The organism is Mycolicibacterium bacteremicum, from assembly GCF_002086115.1.
GTDB lineage: Bacteria > Actinomycetota > Actinomycetes > Mycobacteriales > Mycobacteriaceae > Mycobacterium > Mycobacterium bacteremicum.
The window spans coordinates 1-19,760 of record NZ_MVHJ01000003.1; the positions used below are offsets into that span (position 1 = coordinate 1).

Below are 19,760 nucleotides of genomic sequence, written 5' to 3' on the forward strand. Positions count from 1 at the left end.
CCGCATCAACTACCACCACCGCCCCGAACTCCTCCGACACCCGCCGCACGACCGATCGCAATGGGCCGACCGGGCCGAACAACTCGACCGGCTACTGGCACCACCGGCGAACGAGCCCGACTACGACACCGCACCCGACCTACGCGGAATCGACACCGAACCACCCTGGGAGCAAGACGACTACATCGACGAAACCGCACTCCTGAGAGAAAGCCGCTTCATCGGCGCCGAACTCGACTTCTGGCAGATCATCACCACCAACCACACCACAAGCAGCGTCGGGCTGCGCAGCCCGTGACCCGCGCATCACTCCGCGGGTTTGACCGCCAACACCGGTTTCGGGCATTCCAGGATCAGCTTCTGCGCGACGCTGCCCAGCAGCAATTTGCCCACCGGACTGCGGTGCCGGATGCCCACCACCAACAGCTCGGCCTCGGGCCGGTCCATCGCGGTCAGCAGTTCGTCGACTGCGTCGACGCCGACGGGCTGGCGCAACTCGAACTCGACACCGCACTCGGCGAGCCGCGCCTCGACATCGCGTACCTCCGCACCGCCGGCGAACCGCGAATCGACATAGGCCTCACCCGATGTCGAGTTCACCACCAGCAGATCGGTGTTGCGGAGCTTGGCCTCGGTGATGCCGTGTTCGAGAGCGGCGTGACCGAACTGGTCTGCGGTGTAACCGATGACGATCGTCATGCCTGGCCCGCCTTTTCTTTCTGGTCCTTGTCGTCCTCGACGATCAGCAGACTCTCCTCGCTGCGGTTGAGCAACCGCAGCACCAACGGGGCCAACAACAGCAACGCCATCAGCACGTAGGTCACGATCGCGACCGGCTCGGTGAACAGGCTGCCCCATTCACCACCGCCGAGCTGCAGGCTCTGCCGCAGCTGCCGTTCGATGCGCGGCCCCAGGATGACACCGATGATCAGGGGCAGCACCGGAAGTCCGAACCGCCGCATCATCAGACCCATCAGGCCGAAGATGAGCAGCAGCAACAGATCGAGCGGCTGCAGGTTGACCGCGAACGCGCCGAGCGCAGCGAAGAACAGGATGCCGGCGTACAGATACGGCCGCGGGGTCCGCAGCAGCTTCGCCCACAGCGGTGCCAGCGGCAGGTTCAGCGCCAGCAACATGAGGTTACCGATGAACAGGCTCGCGATCAGCGTCCAGATCAGCAGCGGTTCCTTCTCGAACAGCGTGGGTCCGGGCTGGATACCGTAGGACACGAACGCGGTCAGCATGACGGCCGCGGTGGCGTTTGTGGGCAGGCCCAGCGACAGCATCGGCACGAGAGTGCCTGCGGCCGAGGCGTTGTTGGCCGCTTCAGGACCCGCCACACCCTCGATGGCGCCCTTGCCGAACTCCTCGGGATGCTTGCTCAGCTTCTTTTCGGTGATGTAGCTCAGGAAGGTCGGCAGCTCCGCACCACCGGCCGGCAGCGCACCGAACGGGAAACCGTAGGCGGTGCCGCGCAACCACGGCTTCCATGACCGCTTCCAGTCACTCTTGCCCATCCAGGGCCGCCCGACCGGGATGACGTCGGCGGGGCGCCGGCGCAGATGTGCACACACCCACAGCGCCTCGCCGACGGCGAACACCGCGACGGCGATGACGACGATATCGATACCGTCGGCCAGCAGCGGCACCCCGAAGGTGGCGCGGTTCTGACCGGTCAGCGAGTCGATACCGACGATGCCGATCGCCAGACCCAGCAGCAGCGAGATCAGGCCCCGGATCTTCGAGGACCCCAGCACCGCGGTCACCGCGACGAGCGCGAACAGCATGATCGCCAGGTACGACGGCGCACCCAGGGTCACCGCGAACCGGGACACCACCGGCGCGAACGCGGCCAGCAGCACGGTACCGATCGCCCCCGCCACGAACGAGCCGATCGCCGCGGTCGCCAGCGCCTGTGCGGCGCGCCCGGCCTTGGCCATCTTGTTGCCCTCGATGGCGGTGATCACCGATGACGACTCACCCGGTGTGTTCAGCAAGATCGAGGTTGTCGAGCCGCCGTACATACCGCCGTAGAAGATGCCGGCGAACATGATGAACGCCGCGCTCGGGCTCACGTTGTAGGTGATCGGCAGCAGCAGTGCCACCGTCATCGCGGGACCGATACCCGGTAGCACGCCGACCGCGGTGCCCAGCAGCACACCGATGGCCGCGTAGAGCAGATTCATCGGGGTGGCCGCCTCGGCGAACCCCTGCAGGAGCCAGTCGAAGTTCTCCATCTACAGAATCCCATCCAAGATGCCTGCGGGCAGCGGGATTCCGAGCCCGGAGTAGAACGCGTAGAAGCTGACCAGCGCCAGCACCACGCCGATCACGATGTTGCGCACGTAATGCCGGCTGCCCAGCACGGTCGCGCAACCGGCGAAGAACAGCGCGCTGGTGATCGCCCAGCCCAGTGGGTTGACCAGGACGATCAGCATGACGAACAGCCCGATCAGCAGACCGACGGTCCGCCAGTCGCTGGGCATATCGGGATCGATGTCCTCGCCGGCGTCCGCCTCACCCCGGGACCCGCGCGGGATCGCGATGGCCAGCACGACGGCCATCACCAACAGCCCGGTGCCGATGAGGATCGGAAAGAACCGTGGCCCAATGGGATCGACCTCGGCGTAGCCGCCGGGCATGGTCAGCGCATCGTAGATCAGGAAGGCGCCGACGGCGACCATCACCGCGCAGACGACATATTGCGCATAGTCGGGCCGGACCTTGTCGGTCTGCACGTCGGTACTCACACCAACCCCAGATCGGTCAGCGTCGTCTCAACCCGTCGATCCTGTTCGGCCAGGAACTCCTCGAATGCGGGACCGGTCATGAATGCATCCGTCCACCCGTTCTTCACCAGCGCTTCCTTCCATGCGTCGGTTTTGTGCAGCTCTTCCAGAACCTTCACCATGGCGTCGCGGTCGGAATCAGAGATCCCTGGCGGCGCAAGGATTCCGCGCCAGTTGGTGAAGGTCAGATCGATACCGGCCTCCTTCAACGTCGGCGCGTCGATACCCTCGACGCGCTCGTCTCCGGACACCGCGAGCACCCGGACCTGACCGGCCTCGATCTGGTCGACGTACTCCCCCAGCCCGGACGTGCCTGCCGCGATCTTGTTGCCCAGCAGTGCGGTCAGCAGATCGCCGCCGCCGTCGTAGGAGATGAAGTTGACCTTGGTCGGGTCCACACCGACGGCCTTGGCGGTCTCCATCGGGAACAGGTGGTCCGGTCCGCCGGGGTTGGATCCGCCGCCGACGGACACCCTGGCGGGGTCGGCTTTCCACGCGTCGACAAAATCCTGGACCGTCTTGAAGGGCGAATCGGCAGGCACCAGGATGCCTTCCTGCTCCTCGACGACCTTGGCCAACGCAGTGGCATCCGAGGCGCGGGCGGTGGATCCGTTGGTGAACACCGCGCCGACCACGCCGAGGCCCATCATCATCATCAGGTCGCCGTTGCCACGCTCGTTCATCAGGCGCGCCATCGCCACCGTGCCGCCGGCACCGATCACGTTGAACACCTCGACGCGGCCGGTGATCTTGTCGTCTTCCATGATCTTGACCGCGGTGCGGGCGGTGAGGTCATACCCGCCGCCAGGGCTGTTCGGCACCATCATCCGCAGCCGGTGCAGGCCGGACTCGTCGCCGCGGGTCACCCCGCACGCGGAAAGCAGAAGTGCGGCGATCACGGCGATCACCACCGATATCCTCAGCCGTCGGCCACTGGATTGCCGTACGAACATGTCGTCCCCAATCATTTGTGATGCTCAGCAATACTGGACCTCACGGGTGACTCAGGTCACTCATATGGACGCAAAGGAAGTTTTGGTCATTAAGAACACGAGTTGGGGTCGCAGCCTGGCCGGCCAGTTCCTGGCATTCCAGCTCGTCGTCGTCGCCGTCGTGCTGGTGGCGGTGGCCGCCGTCTCGGTCGCCCAGTCCACCAGCGAGTTCCGCGAGGTGCGGGGACAGCGGATGATCGCGGTGGCCGAGAACATGGCGTCCACCCCGATCGTGCGCGAGCGCTACGCCGATCCCTTCGCCGCGACGGTTCTGGCACCGGAGGTGGACCGCGCGGTGTCGCTGTCGGGTGCCAGCCTGGCCGAGATCATCGGTCCCGACGGCACGGTGCGGGCGTCGTCCGATCCGTCCCGGGTCGGCGCGGGAACCGATCTCGGGCCGAGCCGGGCCGACGAGGGCCGCGCCTGGTTCGGCGATGCTGATGTCGACGGCGTGCACAGCCTCGTCGGCCAGGTCCCCGTGCTGTCCTCTGATGGCGAGGTACTGGCGATCGCCTCCGTCAGCGAGGGTTATCCGTCGGTATGGGAGCTGCTCAGCGGTGCCGGTGAGCGCCTGTTCTTCTACCTGAGCCTGGGAGCGGTGCTCGGTCTGGCGGCGTCCTGGCTGCTGTCGCGCCGCATCAAACGGCACACTCGTGGGCTGGAGGTGGCCGAGATCGCCGGCCTGGCCGACCACCGGGAAGCTCTGCTGCACAGCATCCGTGAGGGTGTGGTCGCGGTGAACACCGACGGCATCATCACCGTCGTCAACGACAGTGCGCAGCGGCTGCTGGGCATCGGGGCGGACGCGGTGGGCCGGCGCGTCGACGAGGTCGGGCTGGAACCGGCGGTCGTGGAGTTCCTGTTGTCCGGCTCCGGCGGGCACGCCGACGAACACGACGTGGTGATCGCCACCCGCAGCCGGGTGCTGGCGCTCAACCGCAGCACGGCACGCAGTCAGGGGCGCCGCTTCGGTACCGTCACCACGATGCGTGACAGCACCGAACTGGCCGCCCTGCAGGCGCAGCTGTCCTCACACCGCAGTGTCACCGACACGCTGCGGGCACAGACCCACGAGTTCGCCAACCAGCTGCACACCATCTCCGGTCTGGTCCAGCTGGGTGAGTTCGACGCGGTGCACGATCTGGTGGGCACCCTGACGCGGCGGCGCGCCGCGATCAACGATGCTGTCACTCAACGGGTTTCCGATCCGGCGGTAGCCGCCCTGCTGATCGCCAAGACCTCACTGGCCGCCGAGAGCGGGGTGACGCTGACCCTGGACGCCGACAGCCACCTGGCTGCGCTGTCGCCGGCGCTGGCCACGGATGTGATCACCGTGTTGGGCAACCTGATCGACAACGCGGTGGAGGCCTCGGTCGGCTCCGAACGGGCCCGGGTCACCGTCCGCATCGAGGATGGCGACGGACTGGCCATCGCGGTGTCCGACACCGGTCCGGGTGTGCCGCAATCACTTCGCGAGGAGATCTTCGCACGGGGGGTGACATCCAAGTCGGCGGGTGGTCCGGCCGAACAGCGCGGTATCGGCCTGGCGCTGGTCCGGCTGGTGACCGCGCAGCACGGCGGGCGCGCCGAGATCAGCGATGCTCCCGGCGGTGGGGCGTCGTTCGCGGTGCGGCTGCCGGGAAACAAGCCCCGGGCGAGCGCAGCGACGGGAAATACATCCCGGGCGAGCGCAGCGACGGGAAACAACCCCCGGGCGAGCGAGGTGCCCGGTGCGTGACGTCCTGATCGTCGACGACGACTTCATGGTCGCCGAGATCCACCGCCGATTCGTCGAGCGCATCGACGGTTTCCGTCCGGTCGCGGTGGCCCGCAACGGCAGCGAGGCGCTGACGGCCGCCGCCGACCTACGCCCGGCGCTGATCCTGTTGGACGTGTACCTGCCGGACATGACCGGTCTGGAGGTGCTGCACCGACTGCGTGCCCACGGCGACCACGTCGGCGTCATCATGATCACCGCAGCCCGCGAGCTCGACACTGTGCGGGGTGCGTTGGACGGCGGCGCCGCGGACTACCTGATCAAACCGTTCGAGTTCGATCAGCTGCAGACGAAATTGGCGTCCTTCGCCACCCGTGCCGATGCGCTGGCTGCCGAGGGCGGCGCGGACCAGACGATGGTCGACGCGCTGTTCGGCGGCGCAGGCGCACCCGAGGCACCGGAGGTACTGCCCAAGGGCCTGGGCGCCGAGACCGGCCGGTTGGTGCTCGACGCCGTCCGCGGCGCCGGTGAGGTGTCGGCCGCCGAATGCGCCGACCTGGTCGGGATCTCCCGGGTGAGCGCCCGGCGCTATCTGGAGCATTACCTGAGCACCGGCGTGCTGGAGCTGCGGCTGCAGTATGGCTCCGGCCGCCCGGAGCGGCGCTACCGGACGGCCGGATGACGAGTAGATTCTCGGTGTGGCACGCACCGTCCTCTTCCTCTACAACGACCCCATCGCCACCGAGGCAATGCTCGGCAACGCCTTCGCCGACGCCGGATACGACGTGGCGACCTTCGAGGTGGTCCCGGCCGACCGTGCCGACGCACCCGCGCTGCACGTGGAGTTCCCCGACCCCACCGACTACGACGTCATCGTTCCGCTCGGCGCCCGCTGGCCGGTGTACGACGAGAAGCTGAAATCGACCTGGGTCGGTGCGCAGACCAAGCTGGTGCTCGACGCCGCTGCGGCCGGCATCCCGACGCTGGGTGTCTGCTTCGGCGGACAGCTGCTGGCACAGGCATTCGGTGCAAGGGTGTCACGGTCGGATCTGCCCGAGATCGGTTGGTATGACGTGGAATCGGATCAGCCGGAGTTGATCCCCCCGGGGCCGTGGTTCGAGTGGCATTTCGACCGTTTCACACTGCCGCCCGGGGCGACCGAGATCGCCAGGACAGCAAGCGCAGTGCAGGCCTTCGCGCTGGGTCGCGCCGTCGGACTGCAGTTCCATCCCGAGCTCGACCCCGGTCTGCTGGAACTGTGGCTCGACGACGACCGCGACGCCGGCGAGGCGGGGTTGCTGGGGGTCAGCCACGATGATCTGCGTACCCGCACCGCGGAACTGCACGATGATGCGGGCCGCCGGATCCGGGCTCTGGTCAACGGATTTCTGACCTACACCGCGCGTCAGCCGTGCCCGAGTTCGTGAGACAACGCCGCGGCCACGGTTGGCCGGCGGAACCGGTGGCCGCGCGCCTCCAGCTTGGCAGGCACCACGCGCTGGTCTGCCTCGGCCAGTTCACGGGCGCCCTGGGCCCCGAGCAACAGTTTCGGTCCGAACGACGGCACCGGTAACAGCGTCGGGCGGTGCAGCACCTTGCCGAGCGCGGCGGTGTATTCGGTGTTGCGCACCGGATTTGGTGCCACCGCGTTGACGGGACCGCTGAGCTCGGCGTCATACAGCGCGCGATGGTAGACGTCGAGCAGGTCGTCGAGACCGATCCAGGCCAGCCACTGTGTCCCGCTGCCCAGGCGGCCGCCCAGCCCGGCGGCGAACAACGGTCGCATCAGTCGCAGGGTGCCGCCGTTGGCGGATTGCACCACCCCGGTCCGGATGTTGACGACCCGCAGCCCCGCATCGGCGGCCGGTGCTGTCGCGGCCTCCCAGTCGGCGACCACATCGGCCAGGAAACCGTCTCCGCGGCCGGCGTCCTCGGTGAGCAGTGAGTCGCCCCGCTGATATCCGTAGAATCCGACGGCCGACGCGCTGACGAAGATACGTGGTCCGTCCTCGGACGCGGCCGCCACCTCGGCCAGCGCGCGCGTCGGCCCGATCCGACTGTCGCGGATCGCCTTTCGATGCGAATCGGTGAACCGCCCAGCGATCGATGCGCCGGCCAGATGCACGACGGCATCGACACCGCTGAGCAGATCTTTCACTGGATGGTCCGGATTCCAGTGCCGCTCATCGGGTTTGGTTGCCGACCCGCGAACCAACCGGATGACGCGGTGGCCGCCGCTGGTCAGGAATGCGCTCAACGCGGTGCCGACCAGGCCGGACGCCCCGGTGACGGCAATGGTCATCGGTTCCATCCCCGCGGCGGCGGCATCACGGTGCGCGGCCAGGTCTTCGGCGAGTTGGGTGTGCCGGTAGACGAACATCGGCCGCAGTGCCGCGGCCGGAACCACGGTCTCCACCCGGTCGGACACCCGGGTACCGGAACCCTCGGCGGCGAAATCGTGGGTGTGCCGCCAGGTGCCCACCGCACGCACCGGCCAGGTGATCGGCCCGTCGCTGGACAGCGCATCGACGAAGCGGTGCGGCGGGTCGTATTCGTCGGCCTGGTGCTGCGCGACCCAGCGCAACCCGCCCGGCAGGCCGAGAACGGCCTGACCGTCGGCGAGTGAGGTGGTCTCGGCGACCACCGTCATCGGCTGCCATGGCGGAACGAGCCGGCGCATCGCGCCGGGGCGGGCGTGCCAGGCGAAGACGTCGTCGATCCGGTGCGGGACGACACTGTCGAACTCGATGCTCATGCTTCGGTCCGATCGGTTGATTTCACGGGCGTGGGGGTACCCACCGGCCACACCGTGGAAACCACGCGACGACGTCGAAAAGCACTGCCATGAGCGCACAGTCCGCACCGTTCCGGGACCGCCGTGACGCGGGCCGGGCGTTGGCCGGCGCACTACGCAGACCCCCTGCCGCGGCAATGCCGCTGGTGCTGGGCTTGGCGCGGGGCGGCGTGCCGGTCGGGTGGGAGGTGGCCGACGCGCTGGCGGTGCCCTTCGATGTGTTCCTGGTCCGCAAGCTCGGGGTGCCGCGCTGGCCGGAGCTGGCGATGGGGGCCCTGACCACCGGCGGGCGGGTGGTACTCAACGCCGATGTCATCGCCGGTCAACAGGTGAGCGACGCCGAGCTGCAGCAGGTCATCGACCGGGAGGAGGCGGAGCTGCGTCGCCGCGAACATCGCTACCGCGCGGGCCGCCCGCCGACGGAACCGGCGGGACGGGCGGTGATCCTGGTCGACGACGGTATCGCCACCGGGGCGAGCATGCTGGCGGCGATCCGGGCCATCCGATCGGCCGGCGCGAGTACGGTGACCGTCGCCGTGCCGGTGGGCCCCGGCCGCAGTGCGTCGGTGAGTCTGCGTCACATCGAGGCCGAGGCCGACGCCGTGGTGTGCGCGATCACGCCGCCGAATTTCCGCGCCGTCGGTCAGGTGTATGCGGACTTCACCCAGACCACCGACGAGGAGGTCTGCGAACTGCTCGCCGCGTCGGCCTAGTTCTTCGGCGGGACGTCCGGGTCGGGCGAGATGTCGACGGCACCGCCGGCCTCGGCATCGTCATCGGCATCGGTGACGCCGGCGATCTCGGTATCGGACTCGGACGCGGTATCGGACTCGGTGTCCTTCTCGGATCCCGACTCGGGTTGGGTCACGGTCGCCTCATCCTCCGGGTAGTCCTGCACGGGCTCGGGTTCCGGCGCGGCGCCGACGCCCGCACCTGCCCCGCCGTCGAGGTCGTCGGCGAGGTCCCGGTCCACGTCGTCCTCGTCCGGATCGTCGGAGTCACCGCCGCGGCGGGCCCGCAGGGCGTCACCGATGAGCAGCAGCACACCGATGACGCTGGCTCCGATACAGACCCAGGCGATCAGCTCGTTGCTCGTGACGACCGCGGCCACCAGGGCAGCCAGGCCGATGAGGGCAAGGACGAGCGCGATGATCAGCATTGACCGGACTCAGCGGGTACCGGTCAGTTCGCGCCGCGGTTGAACTGGTTGAACCCGCCACCCTCGTTGTTCGCGGCGGAGTCGACCGGCGCGGCCGAGCCACGCTGGCCCAGCTCCTCCAGCTGCGACTCCAGGTAGGTCTTGAGGCGGGTGCGGTATTCGCGCTCGAAGGTGCGCAGCTGTTCGAGGCGCCCCTCCAGCACGGTCCGCTGCTGATTGATGGTGCCCATGATCTCGGAGTGCTTGCGCTCGGCATCGGCCTGCAGGGCGTCGGCCTTCTCCTGCGCCTGCCGCAGCTGGGTCTCCGAGCGGGTCTGCGCGTCGGACAGCAACGCGTCGGCCTTGGCGCGGGCGTCGGCGACCGTGGTCTCGGCGGTCTGGCGCGCCTCGGTGACCAGGGCGTCGGCCTGCGCGCGGGCGTCGGCGAGCAACTTGTCGGACTCGGCCTTGGCGGTGCTGGTGAGGCGGTCCGCGGTGTCCTGGGCCAGGCTGAGCACCTTGGCCGCGCGGACGTGGTGGTCCTCGGAGACCGGGGCGGCCGGCTGCTGCGCCACCGGCTGCGGCGCAGCGGGCGCCTCGTACACCGGCTGGGCCGGCTCGGGCTCGGGCTCGGGCTGCGGCGCCTGGTACGGCGGGATGGTCTGGGTGGCGGCCACGCCACCACCGGCACGGGCTCCGGACAGCTCCGCATCGAGCTCGGACACCCGCTGACGCAGGTCGGCATTCTCCTCGATGAGCCTGGTCAGCTCGTTCTCGACGAGATCGAGGAAGGCGTCTACCTCGTCCTCGTTGTAGCCACGCTTGCCGATGGGCGGCTTACTGAACGCGACGTTGTGAACGTCGGCTGGAGTGAGCGGCATTGTCTGCCCCCTTGAAGTCTGGACCGTCAACCGGTGTCAAAGTGTAAAGCGTCGGTAGAAGTAACTGGCGTCCATCCTGTCACAGCTGACCCGGCGGTTGCACAGGAGCCTCATAATTAAGAGCGAATTTCAATCTCCCACGCCGAGGCGCCGGGACACCGGACAGGTCAGGCGGCCCCGGCTGCGGCACCGAATGCCAGCTGCATCCCGATGAACGCGACCAGCAGCAACACCATGATCGAGAGATCGAATCGCACTGCGCCGATCGTCAACTGCGGGATGAGCCGGCGCAGCAGCTTCACCGGCGGATCGGTGACGGTGAGGATCAACTCCAGGATCACCACCGTCGCACCGCGCGGGTGCCAGTCCCGGCTGAAGGACCGGATGAACTCGACAACGACCCGGGCGATCAGCAGCAGCCAGAAGACGAACAGCGCAAAGCCCAGGATTTGGAAGACCATCGACAAGGGAGCCGAACCTCACTACGGCGGATGAGCAGGGCAGGTGGAGCGACACTCGGGCACAGAAGCGGACTTCATGCCCTCGACGTCAGCCTACCTGTCGCACCGGTCGGGGTCGGTGACCCCGCGAGCGGTCCTACTGGTAGGCGTAGAAACCTGCCTCGGCGATCCGGCGGCGCTCCTCGGCGCTGACGTCGATGTCGGCGGGCGAGAGCAGGAAGACCTTGGTCGCCACCTTGTCGAAGGAGCCGCGCAGGGCGAAGGCCAACCCGGCGGCGAAGTCGACCAGCCGCTTGGCATCGGCGTTGTCCATCGACACCAGATCCATGATCACCGGGGTGCCGTCGCGGAAACGCTCACCGATGGTGCGGGCCTCGCTGTAGTCCTTGGGACGCAGCGTCGTGATCTTGGCCAGTGGGCTGCCCTCCTCGAAGAGCGCGGCCATCCGGCGCGGCTCCATGGCAAGGGCGCTCGCGCCCCGGGTCGGCGCCGCGAATCGCGGTGCCGGGCGGTCGAATTCGGGGCGAGGGGCGCGCAGCCGGCCTTCGAAGCGCGGCGCGTCGCCATAGCCGCCGCGGTAGGCGCCCGGGATGTCGTCGTACTCGCGGGCGGGGATCCGGTCCTCGAAGCCACGGGCGTCCCGCGGGTCGCGGCCGTAACCGTCCTCCTCGAAGCGCTCCTCGGCGCCGCGGCGCGGGTATCCGGCGCGGGCGGGACGCTCGTCGTCGTAGTACTCGTCGTCGTAATCGTCCATCGGCGCCATACCGAAGTAGGCCTTGACCTTGTGCAGAGTGCTCATCGCCTGCCCCTTCTAACGACTTGTGTCTGTGTTGTCTGTGATGAAGATGTGACTGGAGTGACTACTCAGGGTGACGTTAGAGGACGTTGACCCATCAACGCGGTTCCGACACGCACACACGTGGATCCGTGTCGCACCGCGATCTCCATATCTCCCGACATGCCCGCCGACAGCCCGAGCGGCTGTCGATAGGACCGCTGCACCCGGTCCCGTTCGGCGGCCAACCGGACGAACGCGTCCTCGGCATCCCAGTCCAGCGGCGGGATACCCATCACGCCGGCCAACTCCAGTGCATCGATGGCATGTATTGCGGCACAGAGCTCGTCGATCAGGTCGGGTGTGCCGACGGCCACGCCGCCGCGATCAGGGTCACCGTCGAGACTGAGCTGCAGGTACACCCGCAGCGGCGTGCTGCGGTGCCCATCGGCGAGCGCCTGCTCGGCTCCCCCGCCCAGCGCGGCGATCACCCGGGCGCTGTCCACGGAGTGCACGGTGTGCGCCCACCTGGCGATCGCGCGGGCCTTGTTGCGCTGGACATGGCCGACCATGTGCCAACGGATCTGCTCGCCCGGGAATTGCGCGGCGACATCGGCGACCTTGCGCGCGGCCTCCTGCTCACGGGACTCGCCGAAGTCCGAGCAACCGAGTCGGCGCAGGATCACCACATCGGAGGCCGGGAAGAACTTCGTCACGGGCAGCAACTCGATCCCGCGCACGTCACGCCCGGCCGCCTCGGCAGCACGGGCCAGCCTGGTCCGCACGGCGGCCAGCGAACCGGCGAGTTCCGCATCGCGGTGCGTACTCATTCCATCCACACCACAGACGCCAGCCGGCCCGTCGGCGCACCGCGGCGATGACTGAACAGCCGGGTGTCCTCCACGGTGCAGCGCGGATCCACGTCGATCGCCGTCACGCCGAGGCGGGTGAGCTGGCCGACCAGCCCGGCCCGGATGTCGAGTCCGGCGGTGCCGCGCTCGGTGCGGCATCGGCTGCCCGGCAGCGTCTTCTCCACGTCTGCGGCCATCTCCTCGGGTACCTCGTAATGTCGCCCGCTGACGGCGGGACCCAACAGTGCGGACACGTCGGCGACCGAGGCACCCACCTCGACCATCTTCCCCAGCGTGCGGGCGACGATGCCGATCTGCGCACCGATCCGGCCCGCATGTGCGGCACCGATGACGCCGGCCCGCGAATCGGCGAGCAGAACGGGGACGCAGTCGGCGCTGACGACCGCCAGGGCCAGCCCGCGGCGGGTGGTCACCAGCGCATCGGTGTCGTCCACCGCGGTGGCGCGCGAACCGTCCACCACGACGACATGGTCGGAGTGCGTCTGGTTCATCCAGACCACCGCGTCCTCGGCGAGCCCCAGGGCGGCGGCCAACCGGCGGCGGTTGGCCGCCACGGCGGCCGGATCATCGCCGACGTGATCGCCGAGATTGAACGTGTCGAAAGGTGGCTTGGACACCCCACCCGCACGGGTGGTGGTGACGCGCCGGACCCGGACGGGCACGCCGGGTCAGTGGCGCATGAACGGCGGCACGTCGACGTCGTCATCGGAGATGCCCCCGTCGTCGGGGCCGCCGATCTTCACCGTCGCGCCGTTGGTGTGCGCCGGCACCGAGATGGCGTCGGCCGGCTCGAACACGCTGGAGCGGACCTTGCCCGCCGAGCCCGGCGCGACGCCCGAAGTAGCTTCGCCGACAACGGGTTTGCGGCTCGGTCCGGTGCTGTCGAAGCCGGCGGCGATCACCGTCACCCGGACCTCGTCGCCCAGCGAGTCGTCGATGACCGTGCCGAAGATGATGTTGGCCTCGGCGTGTGCGGCCTCCTGCACCAGCGAGGCGGCCTCGTTGATCTCGAACAGCCCGAGGTCGCTGCCGCCGGCCACCGAGAGCAGCACGCCCTGCGCGCCCTCCATGGAAGCCTCCAGCAGCGGCGAGTTGATGGCGATCTCGGCGGCCTTGAGTGCCCGGCCGTCACCGCGCGCCGAGCCGATGCCCATCAGGGCGGTGCCCGCCCCGCTCATCACACCCTTGACGTCGGCGAAGTCGACATTGATCAGACCCGGGGTGGTGATCAGGTCGGTGATGCCCTGGACGCCGTTGAGCAGCACCTCGTCGGCGCTGCGGAACGCGTCCATCAGCGAGACCGCGGCGTCGCCCATCTGCAGCAGCCGGTCATTGGGGATGACGATGAGCGTGTCGCAACTCTCGCGCAGCGCGTTGATGCCGTTCTCGGCCTGGTTGGACCGGCGCTTGCCCTCGAAGGAGAACGGCCGGGTGACCACGCCCACAGTGAGAGCGCCGAGCTTGCGCGCGATGGTGGCCACGACCGGGGCGCCACCGGTGCCGGTGCCACCGCCCTCGCCCGCGGTCACGAACACCATGTCGGCGCCGCGCAGCAGCTCCTCGATGTCGTCCTTGGCGTCTTCGGCGGCCTTGCGGCCCACCTCGGGGTCGGCGCCGGCGCCGAGTCCACGGGTGGAGTCGCGACCGACATCGAGTTTGACGTCGGCATCGCTCATCAACAGTGCCTGTGCGTCGGTGTTGATGGCGATGAACTCAACGCCCTTGAGTCCGTGCTCGATCATCCGGTTGACGGCGTTGACGCCGCCGCCGCCGATGCCGACCACCTTGATAACGGCGAGGTAGTTATGCGGGGGGGTCATCGGTCGCCTTTCCTGCCCATGGGAGTAAGTGGTGTTCGTGGTGTTGCCGCTCTGCCCGAAACCCTAAACCTCAACCATAGGTTTATAGTTATGTCAAGTAGTTCCGCGCAACCAGAACGGTAGGGTGACGCGGCACCGGATCGGTGCAGGCGCGCCGAAGCGACACGACCGAAATTTGTTTCGTTGCGCCGATCGCCGTTATTTGACCGTCGGCAGGTCGGGACTCGACACGTCGTAGGTCTGGCCGGGCTGGGTCAGCAGCGCCGCCAGTTTCAGCGCCTTCTCCTGGGTGCGATCGGTGGTGCCCCACACCACTTTTCGACCGTCGAACAGGATCAGCGTGATGGCCGCCACCGACGGCGCCTCGACCCTGCTGACCTGTCCGGACACCTCCGGCGGCAGCGAGGTCAGCACTTCCAGGCCGGCCAGCGTGGCGGGATCGCGCGGACCGGGGTTCGCGGTGTCGATATAGGGCAGACCCGGCGGCGGTGGCGCGGTGACGAAGTCGACGCCGTCGCGGTCGAACAGGTGCGGACCGTCCGGATAGTCCTTGACCACCAGCGGCACCCGCTCCTCGACGGTGATCCGCAGCGTCGACGGGTACTCGCGCTGCACCCGCGCGCTGGCCACCCGCCGGATCGAGGCCACCCGCTCGGCCACCGCGTCCGTGTCGATCTGCAACAACGGCGTACCCGGGGTGACGGCGGCGACCTGGCGCACCTCGTCCTCGGTCAGCGCGGTCAGCCCGGTGACCACCGTCTCACGCGCCGACATGATCGGCGTGAAATAGAGCAGCAGACCCACCCCGACGGCGATGACCGCCAGCACGGCGGTCCACATCAGCACCTTGAGCCCGCGGATCACCCCGCGCGGCGCGGATTTCGGTTGTTCCTGCGGCCGGCCCAGCGTCCGCCGCTTGGCCTCCCGCCGGGCCTCCTCGATCGCCATGGCCCGGGCCTGGGCGGCACGGCGCTCCTCGCGTTCACGGCGCGCCCGTCGGCGCGGGCCCTCGACGTCGGGTTCCGGTTCTGGGTCGGCCGCTGCCTCCGCAGCCGGTTCGGTGGTCGGTTCGGTGACCGGGGTGGTGTCGGTGTCGGGCTCGGGTTCCTCGGCGGGCGGCTCGGGTGGGACCGTCATCGGTCGGCCGCCCGGTCGGCCCGCCTGCCCACCGCGTCGAGGATCTCGCGGCCGAGCAGCGTCACGTCTCCGGCCCCCATCGTCACCACCACATCGCCCGGGCGGGCCACCGCGGCCACCCGATCGGCCACCGCCGAGAAATCCGGCACGTAGTGCACCGGCACGGTGATGTGTTCGACGATGCTGCGACCGCTCACCCCGGCGATCGGCTGCTCGCGGGCGGCGTACACGTCGAGCACGAAGACTTCGTCGGCGGTGCTCAGGGCGGCGCCGAACTCCCTGGCGAAAGTCTGTGTGCGCGAATACAGATGCGGCTGGAACACGACGATGGCGCGGCCGTGCGATTCGTGGGCCAGCGTGCGCACGGCGGTCAGCGCGGCGGCCACCTTGGACGGGTGGTGTGCGTAATCGTCGAAGACACGCACATCGGCCGATGTGCCCACCAGCTCGAAGCGGCGCCGGACCCCTTCGAAGTCGGCCAGCGCCTCCAGCACCACCTCGGGCTGCGCACCGGCCTCGACGGCGGCCAGCAGCGCTGCCAGCGCATTGAGCGCCATGTGCCGGCCGGGGACGGCAAGCCGCATGGTCCGTGGGGTGCTCTCCCCCGCCAGCTGCACGGTGGCGACAGCACGGGTGCCGCGCTGCTCCCAGTCCAGCAGCGCACCGGCCAGCCCGTCGCCCACCGGCCGGTCGCCGGCAGAGCCGTACCGCAGCACCCGGATACCCAGGGCGGCAGTGCGATCCGCGAGCGCGGCCGCACCGGGGTCGTCGACACAGGCCACCAGCGCGCCGCCGGGCTGCAACCGCTCCATGAACGCGTCGAACACCGCGACATAGGCCTGCTCGGTGCCGAAGAAGTCCAGATGATCGGCCTCGACATTGGTCACCACGGCGATATCGGGCCGGTAGGCCACCAGCGATCCGTCGCTCTCGTCGGCCTCGGCGACGAAATACGGACCGCTGCCGTGATGGGCGTTGGTGCCCGCCGCACCGAGGTCACCGCCGACGGCGAAGGACGGGTCGAAACCGCTGTGCTGCAGGGCCACGATGAGCATCGACGTCGTGGTCGTCTTACCGGCCGTCCCGGTGACCATCAGCGTCTTGTCGCCGACCATCAGCTCGGCCAGCACCACCGGCCGCAGGATGACCGGGATGCCCCGCTGCCGCGCTGCGACCAGCTCGGGGTTGGTCTTGGGGATGGCGGCGTGCGTGGTGACCACCGCGGTCGGCCCGCCGGGCAACATGTCCAGGGCCGCCGCGTCATGGCCGATCCGGATCTCGGCGCCCCGGGCCCGCAGGGCGGCGATACCGCGGGATTCCTTGGCATCCGATCCGGACACCTGGCCACCGCGGTCCAGCAGGATGCGGGCGATGCCGGACATCCCCGCGCCGCCGATGCCGACCATGTGCACACGCGCGAGTTCCGGTGGCAGACCCTTCATCGCGCCATCCTCCGGTTGCGCCGCGCCACCTCGAGGGCAACCTCGGCCACCCGGCGGGCGGCATCGCGGTGCCCGGCCAGCGCGGCCGCCGCGGTCATCCGCTGCAGGCGGGCATCGTCGTTCAGCACATCGGTCACGGTGTCGGCGACAAGTGTCGGCGACAGGTCGCCGTCGTCGATCAGCAGGCCGCCGCCGGCCTGCACCACCGGCAGGGCGTTGAGGCGCTGTTCGCCGTTGCCGATCGGCAGCGGCACGTAGACCGCGGGCAGGCCGACGGCGCTGACCTCGGCGACCGTCATGGCCCCGGATCGGCAGATGGCCAGGTCGGCCGCGGCATACGCGAGGTCCATCCGGTCCAGGTAGGGCACTGCGACGTACGGCGGTCCGGACGGTTCCGGCAGATCCAGGGTGTTCTTGGGTCCGTGTGCGTGCAGCACCGAAACACCCTTGGCGGCAAGCTCCCTCGCGGCCGCTGACACCGCACGGTTGATGGACTGCGCGCCCTGGGACCCGCCGAAGACCAGCAGCACCTTGGCGTCCTCGGCGAATCCGAACGTCGCCCGGGCCTGGGCCCGCAGCGCCGCGCGGTCCAGCGCGGTGATGCTGGCCCGCACCGGGACCCCGACCACCTCGACCGGCCCCAGCCCCGGATCGGGAACGGCCGAGAGCACCCGCTGCGCGGTCCGCGCGCCCAGCTTGTTGGCCCAGCCGGCGCTGGCGTTGGCCTCGTGGATCACCACGGGCACCGCGGGCCGGCGCACACCGCGCCGGGCGGCGAGGTACGCGGGCACCGCGACGTAACCGCCGAAACCGATCACGACGTCGACGCCGACGGTGTCGAACACCGCGCGGGTCTGACGGACGGCGGTGCGCACCCGCAGCGGCAGCTTCAGCAGATCCGCCGACGGTCTACGCGGCAGCGGCACCGGGGTGACGAGCTCGAGGTCATACCCGCGTTCCGGGACGAGTCGGGTCTCCAGGCCACGCGCGGTGCCCAGCGCGGTGATCCGGACGTCCGGATCCAGCTCGGTCAGTGCATCTGCCACGGCCATCGCAGGTTCCACATGACCTGCCGTACCACCGCCGGCCAGGACGACCGATAACGTGCTCACCCGTAACGCTGACCTTCCAATGAACGGGTGCGGCCCTGCTGACCACGCCCCTGCCGCGGTTCCGCGCGGCCACGTTGGGCCGCGCGGCGACCGTCACCATGATGCCCTGTGGTCCGTGCGGCCCGGTCGGCCGGATGGCCATCGCGGCGGCTGCTGCGCCGGGCGTCGGCGGCGGGTGCCTGGCGGGGCTTCTTGGCGGGAGCCTGGGTCTTGCTTCTGTTCTTGGCCGGTGCCTTCTGCTTGGCCGGTGCCCGGCCCGCCTTGGCAGGCTTGCCGTCCTTGGTGCGCAGCCGGTCGCGGGCCACCTCCAGCCGGCTGGGCACATAGGGCTCGGGCAGCGGCAGCCGCAGCAGCCGGTTCACCCGGTCGTCGCGCCCGGCCCGCAGCGCGGCGACGGCCTCGGGTTCGTGTCGGGCGGCGTTGGTGATCACACCGAGGATGAGCATCGTGGTCGCGGTCGAGGTACCGCCGGCGGAGATGAGCGGCAGCTGCAGACCGGTGACCGGCAGCAGGCCCACCACATAACCGACGTTGATGAACGCCTGACCGATCACCCACAGCGTGACGGTGGCGGTGAGCAGCCGCAGGAACGGGTCGGCCGAACGCCGGGCGATGCGCATACCGGTGTAGGCGAACAGGCCGAACAGGCACAGCAGTCCGGCGGCCCCGACATAACCCAGTTCCTCGCCGATGATCGCGAAGATGAAGTCGTTGTGGGCGTTGGGCAGATAGTTGTACTTCGCGGTGCCCTGACCGAGTCCGTTGCCGAACAGACCGCCGTTGGCCAGCGCATAGCGGGCCTGGCGGGCCTGGTAGCCGGCGCCGCCCGGGTCCGAACCGGGATTCAGCCAGGACTGCACGCGGTTGGACCGGTAGCCGGCCGAGACCGCGAGCACACCCGCGGCGATCACCATCGCCGACAGCGAGCTGACGAACACGCGAAGGGGCAGACCGGCGTACCAGAGCAGGCCGAGCAGGATGATGCTCAGCGTCACGGTCTGGCCGAGGTCGGGTTGCAGCACGATCAGGGTGAGCGCCAGGCCGGCGGCGGGCACCAGCGGCACCAGCATCTCGCGCAGCGAGGCCTGTTCGAGGCGGCGCGCGGCCAGCAGGTGCGCACCCCAGATGGCGAAGGCGATCTTGGCCAGCTCGGAGGGCTGCATGGAGAAGCCGCCGAACACGAACCAACCACGGGAACCGTTGGCCACCTTGCCGATTCCCGGGATGAGCACCAGGACCAGCAGCAGGATGGTGAAGACGAAGGCGGGGAACGCCAGTCGCCGCATCAGTGAGACGGGCATCCGCAGCGCCAGATAGAACGCGATCAGGCCGACGCCGGTCCACAGGGACTGTTTGGCGAAGACGGTCCACGGCGAGCCACCGGAGTCATAGGAGTACACCCCAGAAGCGGAGAGCACCATGATCAAGCCCAGTGTCACCAGGATCGCGGCAACAGCGATGATCAGGTGAAACGATGTCATCGGCCGGCCCAGCCACTGGCCGAACCGGGTGCGTGGCGCGCCATCCGCGGAGGACGTGGCCTTGGCGAGGGTCGTGGTGGCCCTCGCATCGGATTTGGTCTCGGTCTTGGTGTTGGTCTTGGTCCTGGGGTCGGTCTTGGCGTTGGCGCCGGCGTCGGCCCTTGCTGTGTCGGTGGCGTCCGCGCCGTCGGCGGGCCCCTCGGTCCGCGTCAACCGTGCCCGCACCCCCGCGAGCGGATTCCTCACCGGCCACTCGCAAGAGTCACAGGCGTCACGCCCGCCCCACTAGTCTCTTGCACCCCAGAATCCTCCCCCGTCGCGGACCGGTCGTCGCGGATATCGGGGGCGT

The 19,760-nt window shown here is 69.1% G+C and carries 20 protein-coding genes and 1 pseudogene; 5 read left to right on the forward strand and 16 right to left on the reverse strand.

Features of this window, described 5'->3' with window-relative positions; genetic code table 11:
• A pseudogene (locus BST17_RS29195) lies at positions 1-298 on the forward strand (HNH endonuclease signature motif containing protein); the annotation flags it as partial.
• Positions 299-306: 8 nt separating this feature from the next.
• Here the strand turns inward: BST17_RS29195 and BST17_RS04140 are convergent.
• Genes BST17_RS04140 through BST17_RS04155 form a run of 4 tightly spaced genes read right to left on the reverse strand, consistent with a single transcriptional unit; the run spans position 307 to position 3,757 of the window.
• Positions 307-699 carry a universal stress protein gene (locus BST17_RS04140; protein WP_083055682.1) on the reverse strand — a complete coding sequence of 131 codons (393 nt, stop codon included), beginning with the start codon at positions 697-699 and terminating at the stop codon, positions 307-309.
• On the reverse strand, positions 696-2,237 hold the full coding sequence (locus BST17_RS04145; RefSeq protein ID WP_083055683.1) for a tripartite tricarboxylate transporter permease: 1,542 nt from the start codon (positions 2,235-2,237) through the stop codon (positions 696-698). Before BST17_RS04145 ends, BST17_RS04140 begins: the two co-directional genes overlap by 4 nt.
• Positions 2,238-2,750: a tripartite tricarboxylate transporter TctB family protein gene (locus tag BST17_RS04150; RefSeq protein ID WP_083055684.1), complete on the reverse strand. Its 513-nt coding sequence runs from the start codon at positions 2,748-2,750 to the stop codon at positions 2,238-2,240.
• Entirely contained in the window at positions 2,747-3,757 is a 1,011-nt protein-coding gene (locus BST17_RS04155) for a Bug family tripartite tricarboxylate transporter substrate binding protein (protein ID WP_407937728.1), read from the reverse strand. The genes BST17_RS04150 and BST17_RS04155 overlap by 4 nt, the downstream gene beginning before the upstream one ends.
• Before the next feature lie 49 nt (positions 3,758-3,806).
• Here BST17_RS04155 and BST17_RS04160 point away from each other — a divergent pair, with 49 nt between their 5' ends.
• The 3 genes from BST17_RS04160 to BST17_RS04170 are packed head-to-tail and all read left to right on the forward strand — an operon-like array spanning position 3,807 to position 6,925.
• A complete protein-coding gene (locus BST17_RS04160; RefSeq protein WP_083055686.1) occupies positions 3,807-5,519 on the forward strand; it encodes a sensor histidine kinase in 1,713 nt (570 codons plus the stop codon).
• Positions 5,512-6,180 (forward strand): response regulator, encoded by a 669-nt coding sequence (locus BST17_RS04165; protein WP_083055687.1) that lies wholly within the window; start codon positions 5,512-5,514, stop codon positions 6,178-6,180. The genes BST17_RS04160 and BST17_RS04165 overlap by 8 nt, the downstream gene beginning before the upstream one ends.
• A 16-nt stretch (positions 6,181-6,196) precedes the next feature.
• Positions 6,197-6,925, forward strand: coding sequence for a type 1 glutamine amidotransferase (locus BST17_RS04170; RefSeq protein WP_109749999.1), 729 nt, complete (start codon positions 6,197-6,199; stop codon positions 6,923-6,925).
• Here the strand turns inward: BST17_RS04170 and BST17_RS04175 are convergent.
• Positions 6,904-8,253 carry a TIGR01777 family oxidoreductase gene (locus BST17_RS04175; protein ID WP_083055688.1) on the reverse strand — a complete coding sequence of 450 codons (1,350 nt, stop codon included), beginning with the start codon at positions 8,251-8,253 and terminating at the stop codon, positions 6,904-6,906. The two genes, BST17_RS04170 and BST17_RS04175, sit on opposite strands and share 22 nt — an antisense overlap.
• An 89-nt stretch (positions 8,254-8,342) precedes the next feature.
• Here BST17_RS04175 and BST17_RS04180 point away from each other — a divergent pair, with 89 nt between their 5' ends.
• Positions 8,343-9,005, forward strand: coding sequence for a phosphoribosyltransferase (locus tag BST17_RS04180; protein ID WP_083055689.1), 663 nt, complete (start codon positions 8,343-8,345; stop codon positions 9,003-9,005).
• Here the strand turns inward: BST17_RS04180 and BST17_RS04185 are convergent.
• The 11 genes from BST17_RS04185 to ftsW form a co-directional block, all read right to left on the reverse strand.
• The gene (locus BST17_RS04185) at positions 9,002-9,451 is read right to left on the reverse strand and encodes a hypothetical protein (protein WP_083055690.1); all 450 of its coding nucleotides are present in this window, start codon (positions 9,449-9,451) and stop codon (positions 9,002-9,004) included. The two genes, BST17_RS04180 and BST17_RS04185, sit on opposite strands and share 4 nt — an antisense overlap.
• 23 nt (positions 9,452-9,474) lie before the next feature.
• A complete protein-coding gene (wag31, locus tag BST17_RS04190) occupies positions 9,475-10,311 on the reverse strand; it encodes a DivIVA-like cell division protein Wag31 (protein WP_083055691.1) in 837 nt (278 codons plus the stop codon).
• A 167-nt stretch (positions 10,312-10,478) separates the two neighbouring features.
• Positions 10,479-10,778, reverse strand: coding sequence for a YggT family protein (locus tag BST17_RS04195; protein ID WP_083055692.1), 300 nt, complete (start codon positions 10,776-10,778; stop codon positions 10,479-10,481).
• Between the two features lie 130 nt (positions 10,779-10,908).
• Entirely contained in the window at positions 10,909-11,571 is a 663-nt protein-coding gene (locus BST17_RS04200; protein WP_083055693.1) for a cell division protein SepF, read from the reverse strand.
• Positions 11,572-11,636: 65 nt separating this feature from the next.
• Positions 11,637-12,377, reverse strand: coding sequence for a YggS family pyridoxal phosphate-dependent enzyme (locus BST17_RS04205; RefSeq protein WP_083055694.1), 741 nt, complete (start codon positions 12,375-12,377; stop codon positions 11,637-11,639).
• Positions 12,374-13,081 carry a peptidoglycan editing factor PgeF gene (gene pgeF / locus BST17_RS04210; protein WP_083055695.1) on the reverse strand — a complete coding sequence of 236 codons (708 nt, stop codon included), beginning with the start codon at positions 13,079-13,081 and terminating at the stop codon, positions 12,374-12,376. Before pgeF ends, BST17_RS04205 begins: the two co-directional genes overlap by 4 nt.
• 6 nt (positions 13,082-13,087) lie before the next feature.
• Positions 13,088-14,239, reverse strand: a complete 1,152-nt coding sequence (gene ftsZ, locus BST17_RS04215; RefSeq protein ID WP_083055696.1) for a cell division protein FtsZ — start codon at positions 14,237-14,239, stop codon at positions 13,088-13,090.
• A 198-nt stretch (positions 14,240-14,437) separates the two neighbouring features.
• Positions 14,438-15,376: a cell division protein FtsQ/DivIB gene (locus BST17_RS04220; protein ID WP_083055697.1), complete on the reverse strand. Its 939-nt coding sequence runs from the start codon at positions 15,374-15,376 to the stop codon at positions 14,438-14,440.
• Complete coding sequence (murC, locus tag BST17_RS04225) at positions 15,373-16,818, reverse strand: UDP-N-acetylmuramate--L-alanine ligase (RefSeq protein ID WP_083055698.1); 1,446 nt, start codon at positions 16,816-16,818, stop codon at positions 15,373-15,375. The genes BST17_RS04220 and murC overlap by 4 nt, the downstream gene beginning before the upstream one ends.
• Positions 16,815-17,930, reverse strand: coding sequence for an undecaprenyldiphospho-muramoylpentapeptide beta-N-acetylglucosaminyltransferase (gene murG / locus BST17_RS04230; RefSeq protein ID WP_207573568.1), 1,116 nt, complete (start codon positions 17,928-17,930; stop codon positions 16,815-16,817). Before murG ends, murC begins: the two co-directional genes overlap by 4 nt.
• Positions 17,927-19,657, reverse strand: coding sequence for a putative lipid II flippase FtsW (gene ftsW / locus BST17_RS04235; RefSeq protein WP_407937729.1), 1,731 nt, complete (start codon positions 19,655-19,657; stop codon positions 17,927-17,929). Before ftsW ends, murG begins: the two co-directional genes overlap by 4 nt.
• Positions 19,658-19,760: the final 103 nt, after the last annotated feature.